This is a genomic window from Pantoea sp. Ep11b, from assembly GCF_040783975.1.
In the GTDB taxonomy this organism is placed as follows: domain Bacteria; phylum Pseudomonadota; class Gammaproteobacteria; order Enterobacterales; family Enterobacteriaceae; genus Pantoea.
In genome coordinates, this window is record NZ_CP160631.1 from 378,951 (window position 1) to 399,673 (window position 20,723).

At 57.6% G+C, this 20,723-nt stretch carries 13 protein-coding genes, 1 tRNA gene and 3 rRNA genes; 5 read left to right on the plus strand and 12 right to left on the minus strand.

Going from position 1 to position 20,723, the window contains the following annotated elements; genetic code table 11:
• Nucleotides 1–12: 12 nt before the first annotated feature.
• From rrf to AB1748_RS01885, 4 genes are all read right to left on the minus strand, one after another.
• Nucleotides 13–128 (minus strand): 5S ribosomal RNA (gene rrf / locus AB1748_RS01870).
• An 89-nt stretch (nt 129–217) separates the two neighbouring features.
• A 23S ribosomal RNA gene (locus AB1748_RS01875) occupies nt 218–3,122 on the minus strand.
• Nucleotides 3,123–3,350: 228 nt separating this feature from the next.
• Nucleotides 3,351–3,425: transfer RNA gene (locus AB1748_RS01880), tRNA-Glu, on the minus strand.
• 88 nt (nt 3,426–3,513) lie between these two features.
• A 16S ribosomal RNA gene (locus tag AB1748_RS01885) occupies nt 3,514–5,053 on the minus strand.
• Together the 16S, 23S and 5S rRNA genes with 1 tRNA gene alongside form the textbook arrangement of a ribosomal RNA operon.
• Before the next feature lie 471 nt (nt 5,054–5,524).
• Between AB1748_RS01885 and mdtD the strand changes: the two genes are divergently transcribed.
• Nucleotides 5,525–6,988 (plus strand): multidrug transporter subunit MdtD, encoded by a 1,464-nt coding sequence (mdtD, locus tag AB1748_RS01890; protein WP_255562777.1) that lies wholly within the window; start codon nt 5,525–5,527, stop codon nt 6,986–6,988.
• Here mdtD and rbsR read toward each other — a convergent pair.
• The 7 genes from rbsR to AB1748_RS01925 all read right to left on the minus strand — a co-directional run bounded on the left by rbsR (nt 6,985) and on the right by AB1748_RS01925 (nt 13,411).
• Nucleotides 6,985–7,968 carry a ribose operon transcriptional repressor RbsR gene (gene rbsR / locus AB1748_RS01895; protein WP_367396310.1) on the minus strand — a complete coding sequence of 328 codons (984 nt, stop codon included), beginning with the start codon at nt 7,966–7,968 and terminating at the stop codon, nt 6,985–6,987. The genes mdtD and rbsR overlap by 4 nt on opposite strands.
• A gap of 13 nt (nt 7,969–7,981) precedes the next feature.
• On the minus strand, nt 7,982–8,911 hold the full coding sequence (gene rbsK / locus AB1748_RS01900) for a ribokinase (RefSeq protein ID WP_111140933.1): 930 nt from the start codon (nt 8,909–8,911) through the stop codon (nt 7,982–7,984).
• A gap of 61 nt (nt 8,912–8,972) precedes the next feature.
• Nucleotides 8,973–9,848 (minus strand): ribose ABC transporter substrate-binding protein RbsB, encoded by an 876-nt coding sequence (gene rbsB / locus AB1748_RS01905; RefSeq protein WP_111140934.1) that lies wholly within the window; start codon nt 9,846–9,848, stop codon nt 8,973–8,975.
• Between the two features lie 25 nt (nt 9,849–9,873).
• Entirely contained in the window at nt 9,874–10,845 is a 972-nt protein-coding gene (gene rbsC / locus AB1748_RS01910; protein ID WP_111140935.1) for a ribose ABC transporter permease, read from the minus strand.
• Nucleotides 10,842–12,350 (minus strand): ribose ABC transporter ATP-binding protein RbsA, encoded by a 1,509-nt coding sequence (rbsA, locus tag AB1748_RS01915; protein ID WP_111140936.1) that lies wholly within the window; start codon nt 12,348–12,350, stop codon nt 10,842–10,844. The genes rbsC and rbsA overlap by 4 nt, the downstream gene beginning before the upstream one ends.
• A gap of 7 nt (nt 12,351–12,357) precedes the next feature.
• Complete coding sequence (gene rbsD / locus AB1748_RS01920) at nt 12,358–12,777, minus strand: D-ribose pyranase (protein ID WP_111140937.1); 420 nt, start codon at nt 12,775–12,777, stop codon at nt 12,358–12,360.
• Between the two features lie 226 nt (nt 12,778–13,003).
• Nucleotides 13,004–13,411 carry a YgiW/YdeI family stress tolerance OB fold protein gene (locus tag AB1748_RS01925; RefSeq protein WP_111140938.1) on the minus strand — a complete coding sequence of 136 codons (408 nt, stop codon included), beginning with the start codon at nt 13,409–13,411 and terminating at the stop codon, nt 13,004–13,006.
• A 164-nt stretch (nt 13,412–13,575) separates the two neighbouring features.
• Here AB1748_RS01925 and qseB point away from each other — a divergent pair, with 164 nt between their 5' ends.
• The gene (gene qseB, locus AB1748_RS01930) at nt 13,576–14,247 is read left to right on the plus strand and encodes a quorum sensing response regulator transcription factor QseB (protein WP_111140939.1); all 672 of its coding nucleotides are present in this window, start codon (nt 13,576–13,578) and stop codon (nt 14,245–14,247) included.
• Nucleotides 14,235–15,575 (plus strand): quorum sensing histidine kinase QseC, encoded by a 1,341-nt coding sequence (gene qseC / locus AB1748_RS01935; RefSeq protein WP_367395941.1) that lies wholly within the window; start codon nt 14,235–14,237, stop codon nt 15,573–15,575. Before qseB ends, qseC begins: the two co-directional genes overlap by 13 nt.
• Before the next feature lie 30 nt (nt 15,576–15,605).
• Here the strand turns inward: qseC and kup are convergent, their stop codons facing one another.
• Nucleotides 15,606–17,474: a low affinity potassium transporter Kup gene (kup, locus tag AB1748_RS01940; protein WP_111140941.1), complete on the minus strand. Its 1,869-nt coding sequence runs from the start codon at nt 17,472–17,474 to the stop codon at nt 15,606–15,608.
• Between the two features lie 289 nt (nt 17,475–17,763).
• Here kup and ravA point away from each other — a divergent pair, with 289 nt between their 5' ends.
• Together ravA and viaA are read left to right on the plus strand one after the other, a co-directional pair.
• The gene (gene ravA / locus AB1748_RS01945; RefSeq protein ID WP_111140952.1) at nt 17,764–19,260 is read left to right on the plus strand and encodes an ATPase RavA; all 1,497 of its coding nucleotides are present in this window, start codon (nt 17,764–17,766) and stop codon (nt 19,258–19,260) included.
• Nucleotides 19,257–20,717 carry an ATPase RavA stimulator ViaA gene (gene viaA / locus AB1748_RS01950; RefSeq protein ID WP_111140942.1) on the plus strand — a complete coding sequence of 487 codons (1,461 nt, stop codon included), beginning with the start codon at nt 19,257–19,259 and terminating at the stop codon, nt 20,715–20,717. Before ravA ends, viaA begins: the two co-directional genes overlap by 4 nt.
• Nucleotides 20,718–20,723: the final 6 nt, after the last annotated feature.

The window sequence follows — 20,723 nt, forward strand, 5'->3', positions numbered from 1 at the left end:
CACTTGTACAGTGCCTGGCAGTTCCCTACTCTCGCATGGGGAGGCCCCACACTACCATCGGCGCTACGGCGTTTCACTTCTGAGTTCGGCATGGGGTCAGGTGGGACCACCGCGCTAAAGCCGCCAGGCAGATTCTGTCTTCCGCGCCGCCACAGGGCCGCGCAGATTATCCGGTTCAGGCTGAAAATCGTCTCTCAAAAAACGCCTCTGGCGTTGTAAGGTTAAGCCTCACGGGTCATTAGTACCGGTTAGCTCAACGCATCGCTGCGCTTACACACCCGGCCTATCAACGTCGTCGTCTTCAACGTCCCTTCAGGACCCTCAAGGGGTCAGGGAGAACTCATCTCGGGGCAAGTTTCGTGCTTAGATGCTTTCAGCACTTATCTTTTCCGCACTTAGCTACCGGGCAGTGCCATTGGCATGACAACCCGAACACCAGTGGTGCGTTCACTCCGGTCCTCTCGTACTAGGAGCAACCCCCCTCAATTCTCCAGCGCCCACGGCAGATAGGGACCGAACTGTCTCACGACGTTCTAAACCCAGCTCGCGTACCACTTTAAACGGCGAACAGCCGTACCCTTGGGACCTACTTCAGCCCCAGGATGTGATGAGCCGACATCGAGGTGCCAAACACCGCCGTCGATATGAACTCTTGGGCGGTATCAGCCTGTTATCCCCGGAGTACCTTTTATCCGTTGAGCGATGGCCCTTCCATTCAGAACCACCGGATCACTATGACCTGCTTTCGCACCTGCTCGAGCCGTCACTCTCGCAGTCAAGCCAGCTTATGCCATTGCACTAACCTCACGATGTCCGACCGTGATTAGCTGACCTTCGTGCTCCTCCGTTACTCTTTAGGAGGAGACCGCCCCAGTCAAACTACCCACCAGACACTGTCCGCACCCCGGATCACGGGGCCACGTTAGAACATCAAACATTAAAGGGTGGTATTTCAAGGATGGCTCCACGCAGACTGGCGTCCGCGCTTCAAAGCCTCCCACCTATCCTACACATCAAGGCTCAATGTTCAGTGTCAAGCTGTAGTAAAGGTTCACGGGGTCTTTCCGTCTTGCCGCGGGTACACTGCATCTTCACAGCGAGTTCAATTTCACTGAGTCTCGGGTGGAGACAGCCTGGCCATCATTACGCCATTCGTGCAGGTCGGAACTTACCCGACAAGGAATTTCGCTACCTTAGGACCGTTATAGTTACGGCCGCCGTTTACCGGGGCTTCGATCAAGAGCTTCTCCTTACGGATAACCCCATCAATTAACCTTCCGGCACCGGGCAGGCGTCACACCGTATACGTCCACTTTCGTGTTTGCACAGTGCTGTGTTTTTAATAAACAGTTGCAGCCAGCTGGTATCTTCGACTGGCTTCAGCTCCGGGAGCAAGTCCCTTCACCTACGCGCCAGCGTGCCTTCTCCCGAAGTTACGGCACCATTTTGCCTAGTTCCTTCACCCGAGTTCTCTCAAGCGCCTTGGTATTCTCTACCTGACCACCTGTGTCGGTTTGGGGTACGATTCTGTGTTACCTGATGCTTAGAGGCTTTTCCTGGAAGCAGGGCATTTATCACTTCAGCACCGTAGTGCCTCGTCGTCACGCCTCAGTGTAAAGTGAACCGGATTTGCCTGGAACACACACCTACACGCTTAAACCGGGACAACCGTCGCCCGGCTGATATAGCCTTCTCCGTCCCCCCTTCGCAGTAACACCGAGTACAGGAATATTAACCTGTTTCCCATCGACTACGCCTTTCGGCCTCGCCTTAGGGGTCGACTCACCCTGCTCCGATTAACGTTGAACAGGAACCCTTGGTCTTCCGGCGAGCGGGCTTTTCACCCGCTTTATCGTTACTTATGTCAGCATTCGCACTTCTGATACCTCCAGCATACCTCACAGCACACCTTCGACGGCTTACAGAACGCTCCCCTACCCAACAGCGCATACGCGCCGCTGCCGCAGCTTCGGTGCATGGTTTAGCCCCGTTACATCTTCCGCGCAGGCCGACTCGACCAGTGAGCTATTACGCTTTCTTTAAATGATGGCTGCTTCTAAGCCAACATCCTGGCTGTCTGTGCCTTCCCACATCGTTTCCCACTTAACCATGACTTTGGGACCTTAGCTGGCGGTCTGGGTTGTTTCCCTCTTCACGACGGACGTTAGCACCCGCCGTGTGTCTCCCGTGATAACATTCTCCGGTATTCGCAGTTTGCATCGGGTTGGTAAGCCGGGATGGCCCCCTAGCCGAAACAGTGCTCTACCCCCGGAGATGAGTTCACGAGGCGCTACCTAAATAGCTTTCGGGGAGAACCAGCTATCTCCCGGTTTGATTGGCCTTTCACCCCCAGCCACAGGTCATCCGCTAATTTTTCAACATTAGTCGGTTCGGTCCTCCAGTTAGTGTTACCCAACCTTCAACCTGCCCATGGCTAGATCACCGGGTTTCGGGTCTATACCCTGCAACTTAACGCCCAGTTAAGACTCGGTTTCCCTGCGGCTCCCCTATACGGTTAACCTTGCTACAGAATATAAGTCGCTGACCCATTATACAAAAGGTACGCAGTCACCCCATAAAGAGGCTCCCACTGCTTGTACGTACACGGTTTCAGGTTCTGTTTCACTCCCCTCGCCGGGGTTCTTTTCGCCTTTCCCTCACGGTACTGGTTCACTATCGGTCAGTCAGGAGTATTTAGCCTTGGAGGATGGTCCCCCCATATTCAGACAGGATACCACGTGTCCCGCCTTACTCATCGAGCTCACAGCCTGTGTGTTTTTGTGTACGGGAGTATCACCCTGTACCCTGCGACTTTCCAGACGCTTCCACTAACACACAAGCTGATTCAGGCTCTGGGCTGCTCCCCGTTCGCTCGCCGCTACTGGGGGAATCTCGGTTGATTTCTTTTCCTCGGGGTACTTAGATGTTTCAGTTCCCCCGGTTCGCCTTGCAGCACTATGTATTCATGCTGCAATGATGCACTGAGTGCACCGGGTTTCCCCATTCGGACATCGACGGCTGTAGCGGTTCATATCACCTTACCGTCGCTTTACGCAGATTAGCACGTCCTTCATCGCCTCTGACTGCCAGGGCATCCACCGTGTACGCTTGGTCGCTTAACCTCACAACCCACAGGCGTTTTTCAACGCTGCAGACTGCAAGCATTTGAGAGACCCGACCGTATCGCCTTGTCACCCCTTATTACGGAGGGATGACGCGCTACGTCGTTTCAATTTTCAGCTTGTTCCGGATTGTTAAAGAGCAAATATCTCAAACGCGCCTCCGCCGCTTACGCAGCCGAACCGGTTTTGAGATACTGTGGAGACACCTTTCACCTGTCACCAAGCAGGTGGCGTCCCCTAGGGGATTCGAACCCCTGTTGCCGCCGTGAAAGGGCGGAGTCCTAACCGCTAGACGAAGGGGACACGATAGTGTCACGACTTCGCAGCCGTCCTGCTCATTACTTTTTATCAGACAATCTGTGTGAGCACTGCGCGGAGAGGTATCTTAAGGTAAGGAGGTGATCCAACCGCAGGTTCCCCTACGGTTACCTTGTTACGACTTCACCCCAGTCATGAATCACAAAGTGGTAAGCGCCCTCCCGAAGGTTAAGCTACCTACTTCTTTTGCAACCCACTCCCATGGTGTGACGGGCGGTGTGTACAAGGCCCGGGAACGTATTCACCGTGGCATTCTGATCCACGATTACTAGCGATTCCGACTTCACGGAGTCGAGTTGCAGACTCCGATCCGGACTACGACGCACTTTGTGAGGTCCGCTTGCTCTCGCGAGGTCGCTTCTCTTTGTATGCGCCATTGTAGCACGTGTGTAGCCCTACTCGTAAGGGCCATGATGACTTGACGTCATCCCCACCTTCCTCCGGTTTATCACCGGCAGTCTCCTTTGAGTTCCCGACCGAATCGCTGGCAACAAAGGATAAGGGTTGCGCTCGTTGCGGGACTTAACCCAACATTTCACAACACGAGCTGACGACAGCCATGCAGCACCTGTCTCAGCGTTCCCGAAGGCACCAATCCATCTCTGGAAAGTTCGCTGGATGTCAAGAGTAGGTAAGGTTCTTCGCGTTGCATCGAATTAAACCACATGCTCCACCGCTTGTGCGGGCCCCCGTCAATTCATTTGAGTTTTAACCTTGCGGCCGTACTCCCCAGGCGGTCGACTTAACGCGTTAGCTCCGGAAGCCACTCCTCAAGGGAACAACCTCCAAGTCGACATCGTTTACGGCGTGGACTACCAGGGTATCTAATCCTGTTTGCTCCCCACGCTTTCGCACCTGAGCGTCAGTCTTCGTCCAGGGGGCCGCCTTCGCCACCGGTATTCCTCCAGATCTCTACGCATTTCACCGCTACACCTGGAATTCTACCCCCCTCTACGAGACTCAAGCCTGCCAGTTTCAAATGCAGTTCCCAGGTTAAGCCCGGGGATTTCACATCTGACTTAACAGACCGCCTGCGTGCGCTTTACGCCCAGTAATTCCGATTAACGCTTGCACCCTCCGTATTACCGCGGCTGCTGGCACGGAGTTAGCCGGTGCTTCTTCTGCGGGTAACGTCAATCGGCGCGGTTATTAACCGCACCGCCTTCCTCCCCGCTGAAAGTACTTTACAACCCGAAGGCCTTCTTCATACACGCGGCATGGCTGCATCAGGCTTGCGCCCATTGTGCAATATTCCCCACTGCTGCCTCCCGTAGGAGTCTGGACCGTGTCTCAGTTCCAGTGTGGCTGGTCATCCTCTCAGACCAGCTAGGGATCGTCGCCTAGGTGGGCCATTACCCCGCCTACTAGCTAATCCCATCTGGGTTCATCCGATAGTGAGAGGCCCGAAGGTCCCCCTCTTTGGTCTTGCGACGTTATGCGGTATTAGCCACCGTTTCCAGTGGTTATCCCCCTCTATCGGGCAGATCCCCAGACATTACTCACCCGTCCGCCACTCGTCACCCGAGAGCAAGCTCTCTGTGCTACCGTCCGACTTGCATGTGTTAGGCCTGCCGCCAGCGTTCAATCTGAGCCATGATCAAACTCTTCAATTTAAAGTTTGATTTGCTGGAACCAGTCCAGCGGTGCTCATCTGTAAAACGTCATAATGAATTTCATTATGTGTTCACTCGTGAGGCTTTGATATTTTTTTGCGTCCGGAGACGCTGATATCAATCCTGCGAGTGCCCACACAGATTGTCTGATAAATTGTTAAAGAGCAGTGCGAACAGTGCGTTAGCGTCCTGTCGCGAGGTGGCGTATATTACGCTTTCCTCCTTCAGAGTCAACCTCTTTTTTTCAGAAGTTTTCTCCGGCGGCGCAGTTTCCTGTGCCTTCAACGCGCTTCCCGTTGCCGGTGTGCCGTGTTGATGGAGGCGCATTATAGGGAGTTTCGCCGGGCTGACAAGCGTTTCTTTAAATTAATTTACTGAGCGCCTCTTTTTTAAACGAACGGCTTAAAAAGCGACATTTAATGGCCGAATAGCGCACAAATATCGCCATGAAACGTTGTAAAGAGACCTGATGTGGCTGAAGGCTGGTGCTATTATTTTGCTTCTTCTCGCAGGAAACCCCAGGAAGGATACTCAATGATCAGATCTGCGCGCAGCATGGCTGGTTTGCCATGGATAGCGGCGATGGCCTTTTTTATGCAGTCGCTTGATGCCACCATACTGAATACTGCCCTGCCCGCTATCGCCACCAGCCTCGACCGTTCTCCCCTCGCTATGCAATCTGCTGTTATCAGCTACACCCTGACCGTTGCGATGCTGATCCCGGTCAGCGGCTGGCTGGCCGATCGCTTCGGCACCCGCCGGGTGTTTATCATTGCGGTTTCCCTTTTTACCTTCGGATCACTGGCCTGCGCGCTGTCGCCAACGCTCCAGGTGCTGGTCATATCACGCGTCGTGCAGGGCATAGGGGGCGCCATGATGATGCCGGTCGCACGACTCGCGCTGCTGCGCGCCTACCCGCGCAGTGAACTGCTGCCGGTGCTCAACTTTGTGACCATGCCCGGATTAGTCGGTCCGATCCTGGGTCCGCTGCTGGGCGGCGTGCTGGTAACCTATGCGACGTGGCACTGGATCTTCCTGATTAATATTCCGATAGGCATCATGGGCATTGTCTACGCCCGTAAATATATGCCGGACTTCACTACCCCTAAACGCCGCTTCGACTTTTTCGGCTTTCTGCTGTTCGGAGCCGGACTGGTGATGATCTCGATCGGGATTGAGCTGTTTGGCGAACGCGTGGTTTCTGCCTGGCTGGCGGGCGGAATATTATTCAGCGGCATTGTGCTGTTGCTTCTTTATATCGTGCATGCCCGGCGTCACCCTTCGCCGCTGATTAATCTGCCGATGTTTAAAACCCGCACCTTCTCCGTCGGCATCGGCGGCAACATAGCATCCCGTCTCGGAACCGGCTGCGTGCCATTTTTAATGCCGCTCATGTTACAGGTGGGTTTTGGCTACTCTGCGATTATTGCCGGCTGCATGATGGCGCCTGTCGCCATCGGTTCAATACTGGCGAAATCGACGGTGACCCAGCTGCTGCGCTGGCTGGGCTATCGTCGCCTGCTGGTCGGCATCACAACGATTATTGGTATTCTGATCGCCAGCTTCTCTCTGCAGTCTCCGGCAGAAAGCATCATCGTGCTGCTACTTCCGCTGTTTATTCTCGGCATGGCCATGTCAACGCAGTTCACCGCCATGAATACCATTACGCTGGCCGATCTGGATGACGATAACGCCAGTGGCGGTAACAGCGTGCTGGCCGTGACGCAGCAGCTGGCCATCAGTTTTGGTGTGGCGGTCAGTGCAGCCGTGCTCCGCTTCTATCAGGAGTTTGAAACGAGCACCATTTCCCAGTTTCACGCCACGTTCCTGACGATGGGGGTAGTGACGGTGCTGTCGGCGCTGACCTTTATGCTGCTGAAAAACGGAGATGGACGAAATCTGATTAGCGATCGCGATAAGAAGAAAAAGCGTTAGACGGAGCCTCGCATGACCAGTTCCGGCGTCAGCACCAGCGTCTGCTGGCTGGCGTCGGGATGGCTGAGCCGGTAAAGCAGGGTATCAATCGCCAGTTCACCCAGCGCATCTTTGGGCTGATGAATGGTGCTGAGGGGCGGAGTGAGATAGCGCGCCAGTTCGATATCATCATATCCCATCACCGCCATCTGCTGCGGAACCTGTATGTCAGCCTGATAAAGTGCATGATAGACACCAACCGCCATCGCGTCGTTGCTGGTAAACACCGCCTGCGGTGGCGTTTCCAGCGACAGCAGTTCAACCATGCCGTTGTAGCCGCCCTGAAATTCAAAGTCGCCACTTACCACATAGCCAGGCAAAATCTCCAGGCCACTCTTTGTCATGGCGTTGCGATAGCCCTCCAGCCGCATACGCGCCGGGGTTTTATCCTGCGGCCCGGCGATACAGGCGATGCGGGTATAACCGCTGTCGATAAGGTGCTGCGTCGCCAGCTCGCCACCCAGCAGCGCGTTATCCTGAATGATGTCACCCCGCCCTTCAAAGGGTGCCCAGTCCATCATGACGGCCGGAATGGCGGGATAGCGGTTCAGGATGTCGGCCGACGGCAGATGACTTTCGGTGCACATGATCAGCAGGCCATCCACGCGCTTCTGCATCAGCGTTTCCAGGCTGCGGTTCATCCGCTCCTCGTCGCCCGCCGTGTTGCAGAGGACCAGGCTGTAGCCACGCTGGTAGCAGCTCTCCTCCACGCCCCGCACCACTTCAGCATAAAACGGGTTGCTGCTGGTCGTCAGCAGCATACCGATCGTGTGCGTCTGATTGATTTTCAGACTGCGCGCCAGGGCGGAAGGGGCATAATTGAGATGGCGTATCGCCTGCTCAACCTTCTCCCGTACACCGTCACTCACAAAGCGGTTGTTATTAATAACGTGCGAGACGGTGGAGGTGGAGACGCCCGCCAGCCGGGCGACATCTTTCATGGTGCTCAAGCGCTTAGCCCTGCTGCTGCAAAAATTCATCGATCTCCGCGCGCCACGGCACGGAGGGCTGCGCACCCGGTCGGGTGACGGCGATCGCGGCGGCGGCATGAGCAAATCGCACCGCGTCATACATCGGTTTCTGCTCCAGTCGCGCCGTAATAAAGGCACCGTTAAAGGTATCGCCCGCCGCAATAGTGTCGATGGCCTTTACGCTGAAGCCGGCAATACGCTGGCCCTCTCCCTGCTCGCTCAGCCAGACGCCGCGACGTCCCAGGGTAATCAGGACCGTATGGATGCCTTTGGCATGCAGCACTGCCGCCGCGCGCGCCGCATCGTCGTCGCTGTTGACCGCAATACCGGTCAGACTCTCCGCTTCGGTTTCATTCGGTGTGATGATATCGATTAACGCCAGCAGCTCATCGGAGAGCGGGGTGGCGGGCGCCGGATTCAGGATCACCTGGGTCTGATGCTGTCGGGCGAGTCTGGCAGCAGCCAGTACGCTCTCCAGCGGGGACTCCAGCTGCATTAATAGCGCATCAGCATCGGCGATCACCTGCTGATGACGCGTGACGTACGCGGGTGTCAGCGCCGCATTCGCGCCGGAGTAGATGCCGATATTGTTCTCACCTTCGCCGTTGACGAAGATCATCGCCACGCCTGTCGACTCACCCTCAACGATCCCGACCGGCGTGGTATCAATGTTGTCCTGCGCCAGCTGCTGACGGATACGTTCGCCGATGTCGTCAGCGCCCACACAGGCGATAAAGGCGATATCGGCACCCGCACGTCCGGCTGCGACGGCCTGATTGGCACCTTTACCGCCAAACGCAATCTGATAACCCTGCCCGATCACCGTTTCACCGGGACGAGGGAAGTGCGCCAGATTAAGGATGTGGTCAGCATTAATGCTGCCAAGAACGGCCAGTTTTGCGTTTTTGCTCATAGGGGAGTCCGGAATAAGTGCGCCACCGGAAGGGTGGCGCGGTGCCCTGCTTTTCTTTGAGTTATTGAGTGACCAGCTTCAGGTCGACCGGGTTGATCGCCTTCACCTTTTCACCCTTCAGCACTTTATCAGCGGTATCCACGCCGATCATGCCAATTTTGTCTGGCATCTGTGCCACGGTCGCAGACAGTTTGCCACCTTCGACGGCTTTCACGCCATCCGCGGTGCCGTCAAAACCTACCACGATCACACCGGTTTTACCGGCGGTCTGCAGCGCACGCAGTGCACCCAGCGCCATTTCATCGTTCTGAGCGAAGACAGCCTGCACATCCGGATGGGCCTGCAGCAGGTTCTGCATGACGTTCAGACCCTTGGTGCGGTCGAAATCAGCAGGCTGGCTGGCGAGGATCTGGAATTTGTGTGCATCTGCGGCTTGTTTGAAGCCTTCGCCACGTTCGCGGGCGGCAGACGTTCCGGCAATGCCCTGCAGCTCAATAATTTTGGCGTTTTCGCCCACTTTCTTCGCGATGTAGTCACCCGCCATTTTACCGCCGAAACGGTTATCCGAGGCGACGTGGCTGACAACGGTGCCCTGTGCGGCCACGCGGTCCAGCGTAATCACCGGGATCTTCGCCTGGTTCGCCATCTTCACGGCATTGCCTACAGCATCAGAATCGGTAGGGTTGATCAGCAGCAGTTTGGTGCCGCGCACCGTCAGATCCTGCACGTTCGCCAGCTCTTTCGCCGGGTTGTTCTGAGAGTCCAGCACCACCAGGTTGTAGCCCAGCTTGTCCGCCTCTTTCTGAGCACCCTCTTTCAGCGAAACAAAGAACGGGTTGTTCAGGGTTGAGACCACCAGTGCGATGGTATCTTTTGCCATCGCGCCGGTGCTGAGCGTTGCGCCAAGGATCGCAGCCAGTATGGTTAACTTTTTCATCTTGTTATCCTGTGTAAGGTCAGAGTTATTTACTGCTTTTATTATCCACCAGCACCGCCAGCAGGATGACTACCGCTTTAACGATCATCTGGTAGTACGAAGAAACACCCATCAGGTTCAGGCCGTTATTCAGAAAGCCGAGGATCAGCGCGCCAATCAGGGTGCCGAAAATACGCCCTTTACCGCCCGCCAGGCTGGTTCCGCCCAGCACGACCGCCGCAATCGCATCCAGCTCATAGCCGGTGCCTGCCGTAGGCTGTGCCGAGGAGAGACGTGCTACTTCGATCGTGCCCGCCAGCGCCGCCAGCATGCCACTCAGTGAGTAGACGATGATTTTGACGCGATTGACGTTAATGCCGGAAAGACGCGTTGCCGCCTCATTTCCGCCAAGGGCATAGATGTAGCGGCCCAGACGGGTGTGCTGCAGCATGTACCAGGCGGCGATGAAGACCAGCGCCATCAGCCAGACCGGCGCAGGAACGCCTAGCGGACGACCGATACCAAACCAGCCCAGCAGATCGGCATTGGCGCTGAAACCGGTGTTAATCGGGCTGCCATCGGTGTAGACCATGGTGACACCGCGCAGCAGCAGCATCATAACCAGGGTGGCGATAAACGCCTGTACCTTGCCGCGTGCCACAATCGTGCCGGTCACGCCGCCGATAGCCGCCCCCAGCGCCAGCGATGCCGCCACCGCGACGAGGGCATTCACTTCCATACCGACCAGCGAGGCGCCCACCGCACCGGTCAGGGCCAGCAACGACCCCACAGAAAGGTCGATACCGGAGGTCAGGATCACCAGCGTCATTCCCACCGCCATAATGGCGTTAACCGAGGTCTGCTGCAGGATGTTGAACAGGTTCGCTACGGTAAAGAAGTTCGGGCTCTGGCTGGCCACCACGGCGATCAGCACCAGCAGCGCAATCAGCGACTTCTGTTCAAGCAGCCAGCTTTTGCTAAACCAGCGACGGCTGGCAGGTAAAGTTTGGGTCGTCATACCACTAAATCCTCGCTGTGTTGCTTGCCTACGGCGGCGGCCATCAGGCTCTCCTGAGTGGCCTCTTCCCGGGTAAATTCGCCGCTGATACGGCCTTCATGCATCACCAGAATCCGGTCGCTCATGCCCAGCACTTCCGGCATCTCCGAGGAGACCAGGATGATGCTCAGCCCTTCGGCTTTAAACTGGTTAATCAGTTGATAGATCTCTTTCTTTGCGCCGACATCCACACCGCGCGTCGGCTCATCCAGAATCAGCACGTCCGGACGGGTCATCAGACCGCGGGCTATCGCCACTTTCTGCTGGTTTCCCCCCGACAGCAGGCCGATCGGCTGCTCCATAGAGGGGGTTTTGACGTTAAACAGCCGGATGAAGTCGCCCACCGCCAGCTGCTCCGCCGCATGTTTCAGGGTGCCGCCACCGTGACTGAAATAGCGAAGCGCCGTCAGCGACATGTTCTCTTTTACTGACATCCCCAGCACCAGACCATCGCGCTTACGATCTTCAGAGATGTAGACGATGCCGTTAGCCAGCCCATCCTGCGGTGAACGCGTGACCACATCCCGGCCATTGAGCCACAGGGATCCGGCCCGACGCGGCAGCGCGCCATAGAGGACTTTCATCAGTTCGGTCCGGCCCGCGCCCATCAGGCCAGAGATGCCCAGAATTTCACCTTTGCGCAGGCTGAAGCTGACATCCTCCACGCCCGGGCCGCTGACGTTCTCCACCCGGAGACGCACCTCGCCGGGTGCCTGGTCGATATGGGGGTATTGATCTTCCAGTTTGCGGCCGACCATCATCTCGATCAGGCTCTCTTCGGTCAGCGCGCTGACCGGACGTTCAGCGATAAACTGACCATCGCGGAACACCGTGACGTCATCGCAGATCTCAAAAATCTCTTTCATACGATGCGAGATATAGACGATGCCGCAGCCCTGCGCTTTCAGCTCGTTGATCACCCGAAAAAGCGACAGCGTTTCGGTATCGGTGAGCGCATCGGTCGGCTCATCCATGATGATCACTTTTGACTCAAAGCTCAGCACCTTGGCGATCTCAACCATTTGCTGATCGCCAATCGACAAATCGCCCACCAGCTTATGGCTGCTGAAGCGCAGATTGAGTCGCTTCAGCAGTGCATCGGCTTCGGCATACATCCGTGACCACTGGATACGGCCAAACGTCGTGACATATTCGCGACCGAGGAAAATATTCTCCGCCACGGTTAACTGCGGGATCAGGTTCAGTTCCTGATGGATAATGCCAATACCCGCTTCCTGCGAGGCCTTTGGCCCACTGAAACGGGTCTCTTTGCCCAGCCAGCGCAGCGTACCGGCATCATACTGATAGATCCCGGTCAGCACTTTCATCATGGTGGACTTGCCTGCGCCGTTTTCGCCCACCAGCGCCATGACGCGTCCGGCCCGGACATTCAGCGACGCGCCTTTCAGGGCTTTTACACCCGGAAAGGATTTTTCAATGCCGTCGAGTTGCAGTAAAGGTTGCATAGCCGCCTCAGAAGGTCACACCGGCGCTGAGGATGACATTCGCAAACGGAGAGCACTCTCCGCTGCGAATGACCGCCTGACTACGCTGCGTTTGTTGTTTGAATGTCTCATGACTGATGTAGCGGATGGTGATGGTATTTCCCTGGTGCTGTTGCAAGGCTTCGAGCACGGCGATCAGCGCGCCATGAAGTGACGGATTGTGCTGCTTAATCTCCTCGGCGATCAGGGCGCCCTCGACCTGCATCTCCAGTGCAACGGCATTCACCACCTGCATAAAATCGGGCGTACCCGGCGTGAGCGCCAGATCGATGCGCTGCGGTCCTGCCGGGATCGGCAAGCCTGCATCGGCAATCGTCAGCGTATCCGTGTGTCCCAGGCGGGCAATCACATGAGAGAGTTCAGCGTTTAACAGGCGACCTTTTTTCATCTTTTCACTCCACAGCGAAACGTTTCGCTTCCGGGAGTGTATGAAAAGCCGTCAACAACTCAATCAGCAGATCAAAAATCTGTGATCGCTATCGAAACGTTTCGCTTACGCGGAAGACAATTTGCGTTAAGGTGGGAAGGAGCCGGAAAAAAGGGGCCGCAGAGGCGGCCCGGCATGAACGGAGACTGTCGGTTGCGGTCGGTGAAATGAACCTGTACCGCGAGGGTTAAGGCAGCTTCTTAACCTGCTTTACATCCAGCTCAACGCTGTTGAAATCTTTATCCAGTTCACCCGTCAGCTCAACGTTGTCCTGCGGCGAAATGGTCTGCCCGTTCCAGTGCTTACGATCGATCTCCACCTTCATCGTCCCGGTCTGGTCACGGAACAGATAATCTTCATGGCCGATCTGCTTTTCCAGCTTGCCACGCACGGTGATCCAGCTGTCATCCTTCATCTCTTCCGCCTGCTTCACGGTCACGACGCTGGTGTGGTCGGCTTTGAATCCGCCCTGACCCTCTGCGGTCTGCGTCTGCGCGGCAGGTGCGCTGGGATCAACAAATCCGCCCTGCTGGGCAGCAAAAACCGGTGCGGAAGCCAGCATTACGACGGCCAGAATTGCAGCGTGCTTTTTCATGGTGTACCCCTTTTTTTAAGTCATGTTGCCGGTGTGAATGAGCCCAGTAGACCACAGGGTTCTTAACAGCTTCTTAAGCGTTAAAAATAAGCGCGCTGCGCCGGAATCCGCTGTACAAGCCGGGAGGGGCTTCGTATAAAACGCTATCAGCAGAGGGAGACGGGATGCGTATTTTACTGATTGAGGACGATCGCCTGATTGGCGACGGCATTAAGGCGGGGCTGAGTAAGCTGGGTTTCAGCGTGGACTGGTTCACGTCGGGTGAGGCGGGCTTTAACGCCCTGGCGGCAGCGCCCTGGGATGCGGTGATCCTGGATCTCTCGCTGCCTGAGCGTGACGGCCTTGATATCCTGCGGCAGTGGCGACAGCAGGGCAACGATGTGCCGGTGCTGATCCTCACCGCCCGCGATGCGCTCGACCAGCGGATCGAAGGGCTGCAGCAGGGCGCTGACGACTATCTGTGCAAACCCTTCGCCCTGACCGAAGTGGCCGCTCGCTTGCAGGCGCTGATCCGTCGCCGTCACGGCCAGCTGCAGCCTGAACTGCGTCACGGCAATGTGGTGCTGATCCCGGGCAGCCACAGTGTGATGTGCGATGGCGAGCCGGTTGCGCTGAAAAGCCGCGAACTGGCGCTGCTGGAACTCTTTCTGCGCAACTCCGGCCGGGTGCTGACGCGCAGCCAGCTGGAAGAGAAGCTCTACAGCTGGGATGCCGATGTCTCCAGCAACGCCGTGGAAGTGCATATCCATCATCTGCGTAAGAAGCTGGGCAGCCACTTTATCCGAACGCTGCATGGCGTCGGTTACACCCTGGGAGCCACCGGATGCGATCAATGAGCCTGTTTCTGCGGCTCGGCCTCGGTTTTGTGCTGCTGCTGGCGATCTGCTGGGGCAGTGCCAGCCTCAGCGCCTGGCATCAGACCCGCGAAACCCTGGATGAGCTCTTTGATACCCAGCAGATGCTGCTGGCCAAGCGCCTGCTGACGCTGGATTTCGCCTCGCTCGACAACGTTACACTGCCCACCACCAAAGCGATGCTGCGCCACCATCGCGGCGATCAGGATGACGACGCCCTGGCGTTTGCGGTCTTTACGCGCGACGGCAGGCAGGTGCTGAACGATGGTGATAATGGCCGCTATCTGCCGTTTGAGGCGGAGTATCAGGGATTTCACGAGGGGCAGCTCACCAACGATGACGATCGCTGGCGATTCGTCTGGCTGACCACCCCCGACAGGCAGTTCCGCGTGGTGGTGGGCCAGGAGGTGGAGTACCGGGATGACATGGCGCAGGATCTGATGCGCGCCAGCGTTCTGCCGTGGCTGATCGCACTGCCGTTTATGCTGCTGTTGCTGATCGCGCTGGTCTGGTCTGAACTGCGGCCACTGAAGACGCTGGCGCGACAGCTGGCGCAGCGCGCGCCGGATGACGACACGCCGCTGCAGGCTGACCGCGTGCCGAAAGAGGTTCAGCCGCTGATGGTCGCGCTTAACGGGCTGTTCAGCCGCATCAGCGCCATGGTGCAGCGTGAACGGCGCTTTACCTCCGATGCCGCTCATGAACTGCGCACTCCGCTGGCGGCGCTGCAGGTGCAAAGCGAGGTGATCCAGCTGACGGCAGATGATGAAGTGATGCGCACCCATGCGCTGCAGCAGCTGGATACCGGCATCATCCGTGCGACCCGGCTGGTGGATCAGCTGCTGACGCTCTCGCGGGTGGAAGCGGAGGATGCCCGCAGCGCCTTCGAACCGGTGGCGCTGAAACGCACGGTGCAGGAGACGCTGGCTGCCCAGCTGCCGCTGGCGCATAAAACGGGTGTCACCCTGCGGCTGCATGCGGAGGCCGATCCGCAGCTTCAGGGAAATCCGCTACTGCTGTCGCTGCTGGTGCGCAATCTGCTGGATAACGCCATTCGTTATACGCCCGCGGGCAGTGAAGTCGATGTGCGGTTAGGGGCAAACAGCCTGTCGGTGGAGGATAATGGCGAGGGGCTGAGCGACGCCGATCGGCAACGGCTCGGTGAGCGTTTCTGGCGACCGCCGGGTCAGGCAAAGAGTGGCAGCGGACTGGGATTATCGATCGTCCGCCAGATTGCGCAGCTGCATGGGATGCATGTCGCCTTCAGCCAGCGACCCGGCAGCGGACTCTGCGTCACGCTGCGCTGGTGAGCGCCCACCCCGTAAGGCGGGCGCGGCCGATCAAATCTCGACCTGGGTTCCCAGCTCGATCACCCGATTTGGCGGGATCTCAAACTGGTCCGGCGCACGGAGCGCGTTGCGCTGCAGTGCCAGGAAGAGTTTGCCGCGCAGGCGCAGATACCACGGACGTTTGCCGATGATCAGCGACTCGTGCGACATAAAGAAGGAGGTCTCCATCATGCGACAGTTCAGCCCTTCCAGCCCGCACCGATGGAAAATCTCCTCGACGTTAGGCGTTTCGCGCCAGCCGTAGCTCGCCACCACCCGCCAGAAGGTGGGCGACAGCTGCTCAATGGTGACGCGCCGCACGTTGTGAACGTAAGGGGCATCTTCTGTCCGCAACGTCAGCAACACGACCCGCTCATGCAACACCTTGTTGTGCTTGAGATTGTGCAGCATGGCAAACGGAATCACATTCAGGGCGCGCGACATATAGACCGCCGTGCCAGGCACCCGAACCGGCGGCGACTTCTCCAGTGAGGCGATCATCGCCTCCAGGGAGTTGCCGTGCTCATGCATACGGCGCAGCAGGCGGAAACGTTCGCTTTTCCACGTCGTCATAATGATAAACATCACCATGCCGAGACAGAGCGGCAGCCAGCCACCCGAAAAGATTTTCACCAGGTTCGCCGTAAACAGCGGCACGTCGATACAGAGCATCAGCACCAGGATGACGCCGACCGCCAGCTTATGCCAGTGCCAGTTTTTCACGGCCACGGTGCAGGAGAGGATCGCGGTCAGCACCATCGTGCCGGTTACGGCGATACCATAGGCCGCAGCCAGGTTGCTGGAGTGCTCGAAGCTGATGATCACAATCAGCACCGCAAAATAGAGCACCCAGTTGATGACCGGAATATAGATCTGGCCCGATTCCCGCTCAGAGGTGTGAATGATGCGCATCCCCGGCAGATACCCCAGGCGCACCGCCTGACGGGTCAGTGAGAAGACCCCGGAGATGACCGCCTGTGACGCGATAACCGTCGCCAGCGTTGCCAGAATCAGCATCGGGATCAGCGCCCAGTCCGGCGCCAGCAGAAAGAAGGGGTTCTTAATCGCTTTGGGATCGCTGAGTAACAGCGCACCCTGACCAAAGTAGTTCAGCACCAGCGAAGGCAGCACTACCGAGAACCATGCCAGCCGGATCGGCACTTTACCGAAGTGCCCCATATCGGCGTAGAGTGCTTCAACCCCGGTTATCGCCAGCACCACCGCGCCCAGGGCGAAGAAGGAGACCGATTTATAGTGCAGGAAGAACTCCACGGCATACGCGGGATTCAGCGCGTGCAGCACCTCCGGATTCTTCATGATGCCAAGACCGCCAAGCACGGCCAGCACCAGGAACCACACCAGCATCACCGGAGCAAAGAGTTTTCCCACCATGCCGGTGCCATGTTTCTGGATCACGAACAGCAGCGTCAGGACCGCAATCGACATCGGCACAATAAAGGGATCCAGCGACGGTGCGGCAATCTCCAGGCCTTCAATAGCTGACATCACCGAAATAGCCGGCGTGATCACCACCTCGCCATAGAAGAAGCTGCCGCCAATCAGGCCCATGATCACCAGTATCGCCGTGGCGCGCCCCCCGGTATGCCGGCCCGCCAGCGACATCAGTGTCAGAATGCCGCCTTCACCGGCGTTGTCGGCGCGCATCACATAACTGATATATTTCAGTGAGACCACCAGCACCAGCAGCCAGAAAATCAGCGACAGAAAGCCAAATACCGCTTCCCGTTCAACACCGAAGCCAAACTGTCCGGAGAGACATTCACGCAGGGTGTACAGCGGACTGGTGCCGATATCCCCGTAAACAACACCAATCGCGGCCAGCGTTAATCCACGAAGTGACTGCTTATTATCCGAGCTCATAGAGTTATCTTTTGTTGGAGTCTAAGAGGCGCAACACCCCTCGCTCAGGCCATCAAAAAGCGCACAGTATGCACGTATTGCCGAAAATTCCTATACCCGCTTCGCCTCTCAGTCCGGCTCACAGGGCCGTTTCAGGCGGTAAAGTCTCATTTAACGCCACTTTTAACCACGCAAACCTTCTGAAACAAAAAAGCTGACAGCTATCAACGCTTTCGCGCATGATGATCTATAGAGTAAGGCGCTTGCTTAAGCGCGGCGGCCCGACGATCGTAAGGATATTGATGTGATTATGGCTCAACCCCACCTTTTGGCAGAAAGAATTTCTCGCCTCAGCAATGCGTTAGAAAAAGGATTGTATGAGCGTCATCACGCCATTCGCCTCTGCCTGCTGGCGGCGCTGAGCGGTGAGAGCGTATTCCTGCTGGGACCGCCCGGTATCGCCAAGAGTCTGATTGCCCGCCGCCTTAAATATGCCTTTCAGCACGCCCGCGCCTTTGAATATCTGATGACCCGCTTTTCCACGCCGGAAGAGGTGTTTGGCCCGCTCTCCATTCAGGCGCTCAAGGATGAAGGACGCTATCAGCGTCTGACAAAAGGCTATCTGCCCGACGCGGAAATTGTCTTTCTGGATGAGATCTGGAAAGCCGGTCCGGCGATCCTGAATACCCTGCTGACCGCCATTAACGAACGCCGCTTCCGCAATGGTGACAGCGAAGAGAAAATCCCGATGCGGCTGCTGGTTACCGCCTCCAACGAGCTACCGGAAGCCGACAGCGGCCTTGAGGCGCTCTATGACCGGATGCTGATCCGTCTGTGGCTGGATAACGTGCATGAGAAGCAGAACTTCCGCAGCCTGCTGACCCACCAGCAGGATGAGCACGCCAATCCGGTGGCGGAATCGCTGCGCATCAGCGATGAAGAGTATGCGCAGTGGCAGCTTGGCATCAGCCAGGTCTCTCTGCCCGATGCGGTGTTTGAGCTGATTTATCAGCTGCGCCAGCAGCTGGAGAGCCAGCCCGCCGCACCCTACATTTCCGACCGTCGCTGGAAGAAGGCCATTCATCTGCTGCAGGCGAGTGCCTTTTACAGCGGGCGCAACGCCATTGCCCCTGTCGACCTAATCCTGCTGAAGGATTGTCTCTGGCACGACGTCGCCTCCATGCAGCTGCTGGAACGCGAAATCGATCAGCTGATGACGTTACACGCCTGGCAGCAGCAGTCGATGCTGCTTAAACTGCAGCAGATCAACGCGCGCCGCCTGGCGCTGCAGCAACAGCAGAGTATCGCCCAGGCGATCACCCTGGAGAAGCACAGCGGTATGTTCAGCCGCAAACCCCATTACGATATGCCGGAAAATCTCACCGATGAGCAGCTGACGCTGATGCTGCAGAAGCCGCTGACGCTGCACGATATGCAGGTGACGCATCTGGTGATCGCCCGTGACGCCCTGAATCAGTGGCTGCAGAAAGGGGGCGAGGTACGCGGCAAGCTGAACGGCATTGGCTTTGCCCAGAGTCTGGATTTACAGGTGGATGCGCAGCACTGTCTGGCGGTCCGGGATGTCAGCCTGCAGTCGTCGCGTCTCACCCTGCCTGGCGTCAACACCCGCGAGCCGCTGCCGGGTGAGATCAGTGAGGCACTGGATGCGCTGGAGAGCGAGCTGCGTTCCCAGCGCCATCTCTTCAGTCAGCATCAGCGCTGCCTCTTTATCAGCGATGACTGGCTGGCGCGGGTGGAAACCAGCCTGCAGGATGTGGCGGAACAGCTGAAACAGGCGCGTAAATGATCTCCGTGGAGACGCTCAGCACCCTGCTCTCGGTGGGGGAGACTGAACTGATTGAAGAGCTGATTATTGCTCTGCTGGCGTCTCCCCAGCTGGCGCTGTTTTTTGAAAAATTTCCCGGACTGAAAAAAGCGCTGCTGCGCGACGTGCCGCGCTGGCGCGCAGAGATCAATGCAGAACTCAAAGCTACGCCCGTTCCGGCGACGCTGGCGGAGGAGTTTCAGCTGTTTCAGCGGGTACAGCTGTTCAGCGATCGTGAATTCAGCCACCAGCTGGATACCACCCTTCAGGCGCTTGAAAGCCTGCCATCCCCTTTCCTTGATGAAGCACACCGGCTGCTGCAGCACGCGGAGACCCGTCAGCTCAGCAGCGCACAGCATCAGCTTTTTTTGCAGCGCTGGCGACTGAGCCTGACCTTACAGACCCTGACGCTGAATCAGGATTTGCTGGAGCAGCAGCGCGAGCGCCTGATGGCGGAACTGCAGCAGCGCATGGCGCTGAGCGGCCAGCTGGCACCGGTTCTCGGTGACGATGATGAAGCAGCCGCTGGCCGGTTGTGGGACATGAGCAAAGCGTCACTGCAGCCCGGCGACTATCAGCTGATGCTGCAGTATGGCGATTTTCTGGCGCAGCAACCGGAGCTGATGACGCTGGCCCGGCAGCTGGGACGCAGCCGGGAGGCCAAATCGGTGCCGTCACAGGAGGCCCCTCTGGAGGCCTTCCACCAGCTGGTGCAGGAGCCTGACGCCGTGCCGGAGGAGGTCAGCGGCATTCATCAAAGCGATGATGTGCTGCGTCTGCTGCCACCGGAACTCGCGGCGCTGAGCATCAGCGAACTGGAGCTGGAGTTTTACCGGCGGCTGGTTGAGAAACGGCTGCTGACTTACAGGCTGCAGGGTGACGCCTGGCATGAGAAGGTGACGATGCGTCCGGCCAGCCATCAGCAGCATGAAGAGCAGCCGCGCGGTCCTTTTATCGTCTGCGTCGATACCTCCGGTTCGATGGGCGGCTTTAACGAGCGCTGCGCCAAAGCCTTCTGTCTGGCGCTGCTGAAGGTCGCGCTGGCCGATCGTCGTCGCTGCTACATCATGCTGTTCGCGCATGAGGTGATTGGCTATGAGCTGACCGGCGATGACGGGCTGGAACAGGCGATCCGCTTCCTGAGCCAGCGTTTTCGCGGCGGCACCGACCTGGCCGCCTGCCTCTCCTCGGTGGTAACCCGAATGGAGGGCAGCCTGTGGCAGGAAGCGGATGCGGTGATCGTCTCTGATTTTATCGCTCAGCGCCTGCCGGAAGAGGTGATCGGCGCAATTAAAAAACGCCAGCGACATAATCAGCAACGTTTTCACGCCGTGGCGATGTCGGCCCACGGAAAACCCGGCATTCTGCGCATCTTCGACCATATCTGGCGCTTCGATACCGGCATGAAAAGCCGTCTGCTGCGCCACTGGCGCCGTTAAGTCATC